At 37.5% G+C, this 13,830-nt stretch carries 9 protein-coding genes and 2 pseudogenes; 7 read left to right on the forward strand and 4 right to left on the reverse strand.

The features are described 5' to 3' along the window. Positions 1-132 precede the first annotated feature (132 nt). Both JG30_RS08565 and xerA read right to left on the reverse strand, forming a co-directional pair. Entirely contained in the window at positions 133-915 is a 783-nt protein-coding gene (locus JG30_RS08565) for a restriction endonuclease subunit S (protein WP_052725153.1), read from the reverse strand. Beyond that, positions 912-1,882, reverse strand: a pseudogene (gene xerA, locus JG30_RS01290) (site-specific tyrosine recombinase/integron integrase). The gene JG30_RS08565 and the pseudogene xerA overlap by 4 nt, the downstream one beginning before the upstream one ends. Before the next feature lie 75 nt (positions 1,883-1,957). Between xerA and JG30_RS01295 the strand changes: the two are divergent. The 7 genes and pseudogenes from JG30_RS01295 (at position 1,958) to JG30_RS01320 (ending at position 10,718) form a co-directional block, all read left to right on the forward strand. Then, positions 1,958-2,542 (forward strand): restriction endonuclease subunit S domain-containing protein, encoded by a 585-nt coding sequence (locus tag JG30_RS01295; protein ID WP_245626279.1) that lies wholly within the window; start codon positions 1,958-1,960, stop codon positions 2,540-2,542. A 79-nt stretch (positions 2,543-2,621) separates the two neighbouring features. Beyond that, positions 2,622-5,738, forward strand: coding sequence for a type I restriction endonuclease subunit R (locus JG30_RS01300; RefSeq protein WP_046315518.1), 3,117 nt, complete (start codon positions 2,622-2,624; stop codon positions 5,736-5,738). A 339-nt stretch (positions 5,739-6,077) separates the two neighbouring features. After that, on the forward strand, positions 6,078-6,509 hold the full coding sequence (locus JG30_RS01305) for a MarR family winged helix-turn-helix transcriptional regulator (RefSeq protein ID WP_046315520.1): 432 nt from the start codon (positions 6,078-6,080) through the stop codon (positions 6,507-6,509). Further along, positions 6,499-8,364, forward strand: coding sequence for an excinuclease ABC subunit UvrA (locus tag JG30_RS01310; protein WP_052725155.1), 1,866 nt, complete (start codon positions 6,499-6,501; stop codon positions 8,362-8,364). Before JG30_RS01305 ends, JG30_RS01310 begins: the two co-directional genes overlap by 11 nt. A 21-nt stretch (positions 8,365-8,385) precedes the next feature. Next, the gene (locus tag JG30_RS09195; RefSeq protein ID WP_245626280.1) at positions 8,386-8,742 is read left to right on the forward strand and encodes an ATP-binding cassette domain-containing protein; all 357 of its coding nucleotides are present in this window, start codon (positions 8,386-8,388) and stop codon (positions 8,740-8,742) included. A gap of 56 nt (positions 8,743-8,798) precedes the next feature. After that, entirely contained in the window at positions 8,799-9,284 is a 486-nt protein-coding gene (locus JG30_RS01315; RefSeq protein ID WP_046315522.1) for a prolyl-tRNA synthetase associated domain-containing protein, read from the forward strand. Between the two features lie 479 nt (positions 9,285-9,763). Beyond that, positions 9,764-10,718: pseudogene (locus JG30_RS01320) on the forward strand (zinc-binding dehydrogenase). Between the two features lie 474 nt (positions 10,719-11,192). On the opposite strand, the gene argH reads toward JG30_RS01320, so the two are convergent. Beyond that, on the reverse strand, positions 11,193-12,578 hold the full coding sequence (argH, locus tag JG30_RS01325) for an argininosuccinate lyase (protein ID WP_046315524.1): 1,386 nt from the start codon (positions 12,576-12,578) through the stop codon (positions 11,193-11,195). After that, positions 12,568-13,785 (reverse strand): argininosuccinate synthase, encoded by a 1,218-nt coding sequence (locus tag JG30_RS01330; protein WP_179854008.1) that lies wholly within the window; start codon positions 13,783-13,785, stop codon positions 12,568-12,570. The genes argH and JG30_RS01330 overlap by 11 nt, the downstream gene beginning before the upstream one ends. Between the last annotated feature and the right edge of the window lie 45 nt (positions 13,786-13,830).

Genomic DNA, 13,830 nt, shown 5'->3' on the forward strand with positions numbered 1-13,830 from the left:
GGTACCTACTTATTAAAAGTCACCAGAAACAAATATTTGATTCTCAAACAGGATCAGCACAACCACATATTTATCCTCAAGATATTGGAAATATTTTAATCCCAAAAATAAATAAAGTTATGGCAAAAAAGTTTAATCAAATGGTAACACCCATATTTCGAAAAATATTTCAAAATAAGTATGAAAACAAAAAAATAGAAAACATAAAACTAGTTTTATTAGATAACTATTTTGATTAATATAATTAACTAAATATATCTTTTTTGCATCTCCAATTTTCAATCTTGTAAAAAAGAAACAGGTTGAGAATACAGCATGGAATAACCTACAAAGGATTCTCCTACAAAAATACTTTTGAAGCACTAAATTATCATTTATTCTTCCATTGATATGGATTTTTTCATATAAAAGTTGAAAAGTACTTCCTATTTTGTTTTGCAACTCTCTATTAGGCACTTCAATCTCAATTTTTCTAAGATCTTCTTGCTTAATACCAACAACTGTAGTCCCTGTAGCTTTTAAAAATAATTGGTTTTTAAATCTTTGCGAGTTCATAAAAGCAAATATATACCAGGGATTAACTATCTTTTTATTAAACCGCAATAGAAAGAGTCTTTGACTTAAAATGGCTTTAATAGGTTTATTTATCAAATATACCTCACCCAAGGGAGCTTCTGATGTCATCAAAATATCACCAGGTTTAATGTCTCCATCTTTCATCCACCGCTTATACAAAAATTCATTACCATAGTGACTTTTATCAGTATTAACAATTTTATTGTCTTTTATATTTTTGGCACTCAATGCGATAATATCTCTTTGATTTTCTGTCCAATTCATTCCTATTTTTTTGGGTGTTTTCCCTCGATAATCCATAATGAGTTGAACTAATTCATCTATTTTATATCTCCTCATCCTATATACCTCCTATGCGCTATCTTCACATTTTGCTGTTTTACCATTGCATAATGTAATGTCGTGTCTATTCTCTTATGACCTAGAAGTTGTTGTAATTGCTCAATTGGCATGCCTTTATCAATAGCCTGAGTAGCTAAGGTTCTTCTAAATTTATGCGGATAAACTTTTTTAATGCCAATTTTTTGACCTAGTTTTTTTAATCTTGATTCAACCCCACTAATTGTTAAGCGTTCATGTTCAGCTCTTAAAGAAACAAATAAGGCTTCATGGTTATCTTGGCGCTCTTTCAAATATTTTTTAGATGGAGCTTTGCTCTAGCATCGAAATAAGCGATTCTTTCTTTATTACCTTTACCAAAAACAACGCATTCACGTTCTTGAAAGTTGATATCACTACGATTGAGTAAGACCAGTTCTCCAACACGCATCCCAGTTGATGCCAAAAAGTCGATCATTGCCAAATCTCTAACATTTGTACAACTATCGCGTAGTTTTTCAAGTTCTTCATCTGAATAAGTTTCTTTTATTGTGGTAGCGACTTTTACCTTATGTATTCGCCTTATAGGGCTTTTAATAATATAGTCTTCGTCTTCAAGCCAATTAAAGAAACTAGATAAAATTCTACGTATATTATCAATTGTCACTTTACTAGAATTATGGATTTCTTGATAATTCATCAAATAATTTCGAAGTTCATCAGTATTTATTTCTCTAGCATTCTTGTTGATTCCTGTTAATGCCTTAGTAATAGTTGTTTCATAGTATTTTAAAGACTTGTCTGAACAACCTTCAGCACGCTTTGAGGCAAAATATTTTTGGAGTAAATTTTTATTATTATATTTAGATCTAGAATTTGGGCCTTTTTTTACCAAATTATTTAATACATTTTTCAACCTAATTAGATTCAAATTATTAAGATATGGTAACATTTCACGAATTATTGTTTCTGATTCATCTTTTCTCATTTAAAAACTCCGTTTTTTAAACAGCATACAATAAAAATTGCTCTTGGAAAAATAAATGATAATTTAGATGAGTTAATGACATCCATTTTTGAAAAATTTATAAATAAAAATAAATTTAAAAAAGAAAGTTTATCTGATATCGCTAATTATCAAAATGGACTAGCGATGAAAAATTTTCCTCCAAAAAATGGAGAAAAAGGACTTCCAGTACTCAAAATAAAAGAATTAAACCAAGGCTATACAGATTTTTTATCAGACAGGTGTACTTCAAAGATTGATAAGTCGGTAATTGTTAATACCGGTGATATTGTTTTTTCATGGTCAGGAACTTTATTAGTAAAGAACTGGACAGGCAATATTGCTGGATTGAATCAACATTTATTTAAAGTAACTTCTAAAGTTTTTCCTGAATGGTTTATTTATAAATGGACAAAATATTATTTGAGAAAATTTCAAATAATTGCTGCAGGAAAAGCTACTACAATGGGGCATATAAAAAGAAGTGATATTAATAATTCAATTGTTTATGTTCCTAATAAATTTTACTTAAATGGTGTCAGTAGAATAATGAACCCAATTTATAATAAACGAATAGAAATTATTAAAGAAAATCAACAATTAAATACAATTAAACAAGTGTTATTGCATAAGTTTTTTTAAATAGATAAATTCAAGTAAATTGAAACACTAAATTATCATTTAACTAACCAGTATTCGCACAGAAGGGAGTGAATGTATTATGTCCAAAGGGTACCTTTTAGAGTCAGATGTTGAAGATTTAGCTTTAAATACCTTAGGAACTGTAGGATATAAGGTGTTTAAAAGCCCTGGTTCAAGGGGGCCCAGTCCAGAAATTGATGCTGCACGCAGCAATGACCATACTGCGGCGATATTATTCGATAACTTGAACCAAGCTTTGAGAAGAATTAATCCCGGTTATCAAGAAGAAATCTACAAAGACGCATTGCGCCAAATAATTCGTTTAGCTGATAATCCGGATATGATGATAAATAACCATTACTTTCATAAGTTATTAATTGAAGGTATACAAGTAAGAACAACGGTTAATGGAGAAAATCATACTGATACACTATATCCAATAGATTTTGCTAAATCTGAAGCTAATGAATTCATAGCGACAAATCAATTTACCTGTAAAGGTAAAAGAGAACGCCGACCTGATGCAACGCTGTTTCTTAATGGTATTCCTGTAGTTACCTTTGAATTTAAGGATGCAGGAAATATAAATGTTGGTATAGAAAGTGGTTACCAACAATTACAAACCTATAAATCTGATATTTCCGACTATATGAAATATAATGAGATTTTGGTTACTTCTGATGGACTTAATGCCAGAGCTGGCTCGTTAACTGCTGGATTTGATCGTTTTATGCGCTGGAGAGCTCCTCAGAATAGTGAATCTGAAGAGGATCTGGAATTAGTAACAATGATAAAGTTTATGCTCCAACCCAAGGACTTACTTAATATCATTGAAAACTTCATAATTTTTGAAACAGACGGCGACAAAACAATCAAAATTCTTGCAGCCTATCACCAATACTATATGGTAAATAAAGCAATTAAAGCTGCTAATAAAGCTATCAAGAGTCCTGATGATAAGAGAATCGGTGTGGTTTGGCATACCACTGGCTCGGGTAAGAGCTTATCGATGGTCTTTTTTACTAGTATTGCGGCGCGAAAGTTGAATAATCCTACTTTTTTAGTTATCAATGATCGTAATGATCTTGATGATCAACTTTTTGATACTTTTGCTGCAGCCCATGAATTTTTGCGTCAAAATCCAGTACAGGTGGAATCGAGTAATGAACTCCGTTCCACGCTAAAAAAGCAAGCCGGGGGAATAGTTTTCTCAACTATTCAAAAATTCTTCCCTGATTTTAAAAATGGTGAAACCAAAATGCCAGTTTTATCAGCTAGAAGCGATATTATTGTTATTGCTGATGAAGCACATCGAAGCCAATATGGTTTAAAACCTAAGTACACTAGTAATGGTTTGCGATATGGCTTTGCGGAATATTTAAGAGATGCACTACCTAACGCTTCGTTTATCGGCTTTACTGGCACGCCTTTGTCCACTGCTGATAAATCAACAGTAGCGGTCTTTGGAAATTACATTGATGTTTATGACATTACGCAAGCGGTTAATGACCATGCGACTGTGAAGATCTATTATGAAAGTCATGTGTTTCCATTAAAGTTAAAAAGTGATGCCAACGAAAAATACCAAAAACTCATACATCAAGCTAATTTAGATGATGATCCAACAAATGAAGATAATGTGCGCCGTAATCGGGAATTTTCACGCTTAGAAGCTTTAGCAGGCGCCCAACCACGCTTAGAAAGTATCGCAAAACATTTTGTGAATCATTTTGAAACTCGTCAAAAAGAAACTTTTGGCAAGTCGATGATTGTTGAAATGTCACGGCGTAACGCGGTTAGATTGTATGACGAAATAGTAAAATTACGTCCAGAATGGGACAGTCAAGACTTAAAAAAGGGCAAAATTAAAGTAGTAATGACATCATCAGCTGCTGATGGGTCAGAGATGTCTAGGTTTCAAACCAATAAATCCGAAAGAAGAATCTTGCAGCAGCGAATGAAAGACGTTCACGATGAATTGCAAATAGTTATCGTCGTGGATATGTGGCTGACGGGTTTTGATGTGCCTTCACTGAACACGATGTACATCGATAAACCAATGAAGGGTCATAATTTAATTCAAGCAATCGCCCGTGTTAATCGTGTATTTAAAGATAAAGACAACGGTTTGATTGTTGATTATATTGGTATTGCCGAAAATCTAAAAAATGCTTTAAAAGTTTATTCTACTAACGATCGAGGGCAAGTTGGAATCAATATGGATAAGGCACTTGCCGTGTTAAAAGAAAAGTATGATATTATTACCAATGATTTTCTCTATGGAATTGACTATTCTGATTTTAATTCTCAGGATGGGGCAGTGCGCCTCAAGGTTACCCAAAGGGTTGCAAATGAAATTTTGCATGAGAATGAAGCACGTCAAAAAAAGTTTTTAGATATAGTTACAGAGTTAGAAAAAGCCTATGCTTTAACTTCAACACAGCCTCAGGCACAAGCATATAGTAAAGAAATAGCCTTTTTTAAAACTGTAAAAGTTTTTATTATGAAAATCAAATCGCCAGCTACACCAACAGATTTTGCTGATCCACAAGATATTAAATACCAAATGCAGCAGTTACTGGATCAATCAATTATCTCTGAACCAAATGTAGATATTTATAGTGAATTAGGTATAGAAAGGCAAAGCATTGATCTTATTTCGGATGAATTTTTGGAAAAAGTCAAAAGTATGCCTGAAAAAGATATCGCGATAAGCTTATTAGAAAAGTTACTTAAAGGTAAAGTAAAAGCCATGATGAAAACTAATAAGGTTATGTCGGCAAGATTTCAAGAAATGCTTCAAAAAGCTATTGATGAATACAATAAGCGCGGAATTACCAGTGAATGCGTAATACGAAAACTTATTGAAATGGCGAAAGAAATTAATTCCCAGCAAGAAAGAGGAAAAGATCTGGGCCTGAGTCAAGAAGAAATTGCATTTTATGATGCTTTAGCTGACCATGAAAAAGCAGTAGAAGTTTTGGGAGAAAAGAAATTACACTTAATTGCTCAAGAACTTGTTAAACTAGTGAAACAAGAAGCTGGTGTGGATTGGGAAAAACGTAGAAATATCCAGGCCAAAATGAGGGTTGCAGTCAAACATTTGTTAAGAAAATATGGTTATCCACCTGATATTGCCCCAGCAGCCGTTGATACTGTTGTTCAACAAGCTGAATTGATGGCGACGGCTGACTAAATTTTTGTCCTTAAAAAAAATATTAAATTATTCTTGAATTAATATTAATTAACATTTTTATTGTCCAGAGTTTACGGAAGGTATTATGTTTGCAAACAAAAAATGATGAACTAAATATATAACTGCTATTGATTTTATGTAGTATTAACCTAGTTTATTACATAATCAGAGTTTTGAATTATAACAACCGACAAAATTATTATCTGCGATTTTGAGATATTTAATTTTGGCGGTTTTTTGAGTGCAACTTTGCTTTACTCTTTTCAATTGAAGATTGACATTTCCTAAGTAGCAAGTTAATATTTTCCATATGGAAAATATTACCGAAAGGAAATTAAAATGGCGCAAGATTTATATAATACTTTAATGAATCTGCAGTGTGAATTAGTGGCAGAAAGAAATTTAGTTAATCCGGAACAAATCAGCTGGCTACAATATGATATTTTAAGTATTTTACAACCGCAGGCCAGTCGGCCAACTGTTATGAGCCGGCAATTGGGTATTACGCAGGTCAAACTGTCGAAGAACCTCAAAAAATTGCGTGAATTAGATTATATAACCCAAACGCCAGATGCCAATGATCGACGTGAAATTACCACTGCCCTTACGCCAAAGGGGCAACAATTTCTGTCTGATATTGCTATGAAACATCGCGAATTATATGACAAAGCATGCAAAGTTTGGTCGAAAGAAGAACAACAACAATTTATGGTCCAGGCAAACAAACTAATTGATCTGTTGAGAAAAGAGCGGATTGCCGATGACCAATGAAAATATTATTGTCCAAGGGGCTCGGACCAATAATCTCCAAAATATTTCAGTGGTAATCCCTAAAAGAAAGATTACCGTAATTACGGGAGTTTCCGGCGCAGGCAAATCGTCACTGGCTTTGGGAACAATCGCTGCCGCTTCACAACGGCAAGTGAATAAGACTTATAGTGCCTATGTCCAGCAATTGTTGTCGCAATTTCCGGAACCGGATGTAACTAGAATTAAAAATCTGCCTTTTACCCTGGTGGTTGATCAAAAAGGAATCAGTAATAATCGTCGCTCTACCTTGGGGACCTATACAGATATTTATTCAGCTTTACGGTTATTATTTTCCCGAATAGCTCAGCCATTTATTGGTTATTCGATGAATTATTCTTTTAATAACCCGGCGGGGATGTGTCCTAACTGTGAAGGATTAGGGCAAATTCGAGCCATTGATCCAAATAAGTTGTTAAATTTTGATAAATCTTTGAATGAAGGCGCCATTGAATTTCCTACGTTTCAACCGGGTGGTTGGCGGCTTTCACGGTATACGGAATCAGGTTTTTTTGATAATAACTTAGCTTTAAAAAAGTGGCCCTCGCCCAAACTGAAATTATTGTTATATGGAAAACGACAAACTCCTCCTCAGCCTACAGCCAACTGGCATAAAAGTGCTTTTTATTTGGGCCTTATTTCGCGAATACAGCAAACCTTTCTCAATAAAAGTCAAGCAAAGTATCAACAAGAATTACAACAGATTGTAAAAATCAATGTTTGTCCTGTTTGTCATGGCCAAAGATTAAAGCCTCAAGCATTGGAAGCTTTGATTAATAATCAAAATATCGCTGATTGTAGTGCGATGAGTTTGGTTGATTTGCGGCAATGGCTGTGTGCGATCAATACTTCATCGGTGCAGCCGATTATTGAAGAATTAACCAACAAATTGAATAATTTGATTACGGCGGGCCTAGGTTATTTAAGCTTAGATCGTACGACGGCCTCTTTGTCGGGAGGTGAAGCTCAAAGAGTAAAGTTAGTTAATTATTTGAATAGTGGCTTAACTGATTTGCTTTATATCTTTGATGAGCCTAGTGTCGGTCTTCATGCTTATGATCTGTTGAAAGTTATTAAGATTTTTCAACGGTTAAAGGCTCAAGGAAATATGGTCTTAATTGATGATCATGATCCGCAAATCATAGCCCTCGCCGATCACGTTATCAATCTTGGCGAACCAGCGGGAACTCAAGGGGGCTATATAACTTTTAGTGGTAGTTATGCAGACTTAAAGAAAAGTGCAACGTTAACCGGAACTAGTTTGTGTCATTTAGGCGACTTGAAGTCTACTTATCGGCCCATTACTAACTTTTACCAAATTAATAATGTGACCCAAAATAATTTACAGCATGTTCAGGTAAAAATTCCACAACGGAGTTTAACTGCTATTACAGGAGTTGCCGGCTCAGGTAAAAGCAGTTTGATATCGGCCTTTCAAAGTCAATATCCGCAAACCGCAGTTGTGAATCAGCATTTGATATCTGGGAGTAACCGTTCCAATGTTTTAACCTATTTAAATATTTTTGATTCTTTGCGGCAATATTTTGCTCAGCATACTCATCGGGCTTTAGGATTATTTTCTTTCAATAGTCAAGGAGCTTGTCCTATTTGTAAGGGCAAAGGAGTGTTGAAATTAGACCTGGCTTATATAGGCAATTCAGTTAGTATTTGTGAAGCTTGTCATGGTCAACGTTATGCACCCACAGTGTTAAAATTGCGAGTTCAAGGGATGAATATTGCGGAAGCGATGGATTTGAATCCGCAGTCTTTTGCCGAAAAGTTTCCCATTTTGCAATCAGCAATGCGGATTTTACAATAGGTGGGTTTGGGATATATTAAGTTGAATCAAGCTTTAGATACTTTTTCAGGAGGAGAGTTACAGCGCTTAAAATTGGCCCACTTCCTCTTAAAACAGACAAGTGATATTTTAGTTTTAGATGAGCCCACGAGTGGTCTACATGAATATAATGTGCAAAAGCTAATTACTTTGTTGCACAAGCTTATTCAAAAATATCCATTGACAATTATAGTGATTGAGCATAATCTGCGACTGATGGGTCAAGCCGATTGGATCGTTGATCTGGGACCATATGCGGGTGCGCACGGGGGCAAAATTTTGTTTTCCTGTCGACCACGAGAATTATATAATCAGGGACAGACTTTGACGGCTCAAGCTTTGCGCCGATATTGGAAATAAGGTTCTTCTTCATTATGATTAATTGTAAGAACTGAGGTTAAAGGGAATATCAACCAATGGACAAAACAGAAACTTTACATTATCTCGATCAACTAGGTATCGCCTATGAATTAGTGGGGCATCCGGCTGTGTTCAATATGGCCGAATTGGCTCAAATTTCATTACCCCATCCGGAAGCGGATGCTAAAAATTTATTTATAAGAGATGATAAGAAAAGAAATTATTATCTGCTCACTATTCAGGGAACGAAGCGGGTTAATTTGAAGCAGTTTCAACAAGCCAATGGTACCCGCAGGTTAACCTTGGCCTCACCTGCAGATTTGCAAGCCAAATTAGGACTTAGTCCGGGGTCCGTGACGCCGTTGGGATTATTAAATGATGCTTCACATGAAATCCCTTTTTATTTGGATTCTTATTTTCAAGACCAACCCCGCATTGCCATCCATCCCAACGATAATACTGCTACTATTTGGTTAAAGCCCCTAGATCTATTGGACGTAATTCAAAAATTAGGCAATCCGGTAAAAGTAGTACCCATGTAAATTCAAATGTTTGGGTTAATGGTGCTAGGACCATTATTCCTAGGACAGTATTTGTCATCCTTGCAATCAGATTTTCATGGTCTTTGTTGGTGATTCTAAAAAAAAATGAAAAAATCGTTTTAAATTAATAAAACGATTTTTTTATATGGCTATAGATTTTCTGGGGAGCAACTTTACGAAGAAGTGAGATACAGCTTCCAGCGTGCGAAGTGCTAGTCACCAAATTCTAATTTTTGTATGAGCCAAATTTGTGTCCCACTAGCGTTTTGTTTTCTCATCATTAAGTCGCTTTGAAGTTGACGAGAGTAAGAGCAAATCTCCTGTTACTCAGCGTAACCGTGACGGAGTATTTAAACTGTGTGTTTATAAAGTAACCATAATAGCTATCTCTATGGTCATACTCAGTTTATTATTTCAGGTCTATAATTGTAGAGGTCAGTAATTTATTATTTGAATAAGAGAAGGGGAGCTGTCAGTTTATGCAGGCTTTATATTTTACTGAATTTGGTTCTAGTGCGGTCCTTCAATATAGTGAGGTGCCTTTACCGTCACTGCAATCTAATGAAGCCTTAGTTAAAAATGACTACATTGGTCTCAATTTTGCGGATATTTATCGGCGCCGCGGGACCTATCGAATTCAAGAACATCATCCTTACATTGATGGCTACGAAGGGGCGGGAAAAATTGTTCAAGTTGGTAAGGAAGTCAGTTCCGTCGCTGGTAGGACAAAAAGTTTTATATGTGGATGTCCCGTTGGCTAATGCCGAGTATGTGGCCGTGCTGAGCACCAAAGTAATTATTTTACCAGCAGATACTTCGCCAAAATTGGCAGCTACAATTGGTTTGCAAGGCTTAACAGCTGATTTTTTAGCGCATGATTTAGGGAATGATCAAGCTGGCGCCAAAGTTTTTATCACTGGTATCAGTGGTGGCGTGGGCCAATTGCTGGCACAAATTTTAGTAGCGGATGGCTTACAGGTTTTTGGTTCCGCTTCTACGGCAGCCAAACGGGCGGTTGCACTCCAAAACGGGGCACAAGGGGTGTTTGCTAGTAGAGAATTTTCCTGGTTGCCTGAGCAAAAGGGCCAGTTTCAGACAGTGTATGATGGGGTAGGCGTCCATTTAGACAAAAGCTTGCAACTCTTGCGGCATCGCGGACAGGTCGTGTTCTTTGGTATGGCGGGAGGTAATCCACCGCAAATCGACTTAGTGCAGCTGCTGGCGGAATCTAAAAGTATTTTAACAGGTGATCTCTGGGATTATTTAACGAGCTTTGCAGAGAGAAAACGCCGGAGTGATCGGTTATTTAGCTATTTGCGGCATAATCAAATTCAGCTCAGTGAACCACAAGTTTTTGCTTTAAGTGCTGGGCAAGCAGCCCATGACTATTTGGAAAATGGTAAAAATATCGGTAAGGTCTTGTTGCAACCTTAGTTAAATTTCAACCGACTAACTACAAGTGAGTCAATTTCTCTAAGCAGATTTTCAACAGCTAACGGGACACTGATTTATCGATGCTTTTGGATCTATTGCGGAGATATCTTGGCCTGAAAAGAGCTGGATTTAGATTGCATTGGATATTGCTCAATAATTGCAAAGCAGTTTGAAAATCACACTGACCTAAAAGAGTAGTGTAATTACTTATTGATGAAAAACTGTATTAACAAAATAAACACCTATTAGATGGTTCAAAAAAAGCTGAATCCTTTGCGTGATTCAGCTTTTTTGTAATAGTTCAAGTATTCGAAATTGCTTGAGTTTCAACCCTGGAAGGCTAGGAAGAGGATAAGTCCAAGTTTCTAAAGTCTTCAACCGACGAATCCCTTTTCTTCCCACAAGGAGCGCATTAGCTGGTGCTTGCCTAATCAAGGTGCAACTTTGTGTCCCACTAGCGTTCCGTAAAAATTTTTAGTCAGCGTTTAACAACTGACGGGCCCTCGCAATTTGTTGTTTAACTTGTTGAAAGCTTGTTCCACCGAAAGATTGGCGCCGTTGGACAGCAGTTTTAGCTTGCAAATCTTGGTAGACATCTTCGCCGATATCCGGCAAAAGGGCCTGATATTTGGCTAAGGGAATTTCTTGCAAGGTGACCCCGGTTTTAAGACCTTCCAGGACCAATTGCCCGACAATCGCGTGCGCTTGTCTAAAGGGGATGCCTTTCACTGCTAAATAATCGGCTAATTCCGTGGCGTTGGAAAAGTCGCGCGTGGTGGCTTGCGCCATATTGGCCGTCTTAATTTTGGCAGTTTGCAACATGCCCGCCAAAACTGTTAAACAGGGAATAATTGTTTTGACCGTATCAAAGACGCCTTCTTTATCCTCTTGTAAATCTTTATCATAGGCTAACGGCAAGGCCTTCATTACGGTTAATAAAGCCATTAAATGACCGAAGACCCGGCCGGATTTGCCCCGAATTAATTCCGCAAAATCGGGATTCTTTTTTTGCGGCATGATAGAACTGCCGGTGGCATACTCGTCTGACAATTCTAAGTAATTAAATTCGTAAGTAGTCCATAATACAATTTCTTCACACAAACGTGATAAATGCACCATCAGCAAGGCCGCATTACTTAAAAACTCGAGCGCAAAATCTCGATCGGACACGGCATCAATCGAGTTGGAGTACGGACACGTAAAGCCTAAGCGTTGCGCAGTTTGTTGCCGATCAATGGGAAAAGTAGTGCCAGCTAAGGCTGCAGCTCCAAGCGGAGACAAATTAGTGTGTTTTTGATTAAATTGAAAGCGTTCAATATCGCGCTGCAACATGTCAAAGTAGGCCATCAAATAATGACCATATGAAATGGGTTGGGCATGTTGTAAATGGGTATAGCCGGGCATAATGGTTTCAACATTGGCTTCAGCTAAGTTGACCAGCACGGTTTGGAGATTTTTGATTGCTTGAATTACTTGCGGCAAACGTTTTTTTAAGTACAAATGAAAGTCAGTGGCGACCTGATCATTACGGCTGCGCGCGGTGTGAAGTTTGCCGGCCACGGGACCAATTTCTTGGGTAAGTAAGCTTTCGATGTTCATGTGGATATCTTCATTAGCCACATCAAATTGGAGTTGACCGGCCGCTAACTGCTGTTGTAAATGGTGTAAGCCTTGAATAATTTGCTCAGCGTCTTTGGGGGTCAAGATGTGAGTGTCGCGCAGCATTTCCACGTGGGCTAAGGAACCTTCCAGATCTTCGGCTGCCATGAGTTGATCAAATTCAATAGAAGCTCCGAAAGTGTCGGTTTGTGCGGAACCGGTTTCTGTAAATCGCCCGCCCCAGAGTTTTTTAGTTGTCATGTTGGGATCCTGCTGATTTTTGATGGACTTGTGCATAAACTTTGCTTGGTAAACCATATAGTTCAATAAAACCTGCTGCGGCTTCTTGATCGAAGGAATCAGCGGCAGTATAAGTCGCCAGATCATGGTCGTATAAAGAATTAGGTGATTTCCGTCCTTCACAAATCACGTTACCTTTGAACAATTGCACTCTGACGGTCCCATTCACGTCTTGTTGACTTTGCTTAATAAAGGCGAGCAGGCTGTCCATTAACGGTGAAAACCATAAGCCATTATAAATATTTTCGGTAATTTCTTTTTCAACTACAGGTTTAAAATGGTCCAAAGTTTTATCTAAGGTAATATCTTCCAGATCTTTATGAGCGGCCAATAAAACGGTGGCAGCCGGACATTCGTAAATTTCCCGTGATTTGATTCCAATTAAGCGGTTTTCGACGTGATCAATCCGCCCAATGCCATGTTGTCCGGCAAGGTGATCCAGTTTCATAATTAAAGTGGCCAACGACATAGTTTCGCCGTTCAAAGCCACGGGGACACCCGCTTCAAAAGTCAAAGTAATAATTGCGGGTTGATCCGGTGTATCAGCAATGGCCACTGTACGATCATAGGCATCTGCTGGCGCACTCACCCATGGATCTTCCAAAATCCCACATTCATTTGCCCGCCCCCACAGGTTTTCATCAATAGAATAGGGACTCTGTTTGTTGATGGGTACAGGGATGTTATTGGCTTTGGCATAGTCGATTTCTTCTTCACGAGACCAATGCGTTTCCCGAATCGGGTCTTCAATTTTTAAATCAGGCGCTAAGGCCCGAATGCCCACATCAAAGCGGACTTGATCGTTCCCTTTACCGGTACAGCCGTGTGCAATCGCTGCGGCTCCAGTTTCCCGGGCAATTTTCACTAGTGTTTTCACAATTAATGGCCGCGATAATGCTGAAACTAAAGGGTATTTATTTTCATAATAGGCATGACTTTGCAAGGCCGGCAAACAATAATCATGCGCGAATTCTTCTTTGGCATCCACAACTCGGGAATCTACCGCGCCAACGGCCAACCCTTTTTGTTGCACAGCCTGCAAGTCTTTGCCTTCACCGACATCAATACAACAAGCGATCACATCGTAGCCTTTATTTTTGAGCCAGGCAATTTCCACAGAAGTATCTAATCCGCCGGAATAAGCCAGCACAACTTTCTCTTTTGTCATAATCATTCCTCCCACGTTTATTTACTGCGCATTATAGAATAAGAC

It is taken from the genome of Bombilactobacillus mellifer (assembly GCF_000970795.1).
Taxonomy (GTDB): domain Bacteria; phylum Bacillota; class Bacilli; order Lactobacillales; family Lactobacillaceae; genus Bombilactobacillus; species Bombilactobacillus mellifer.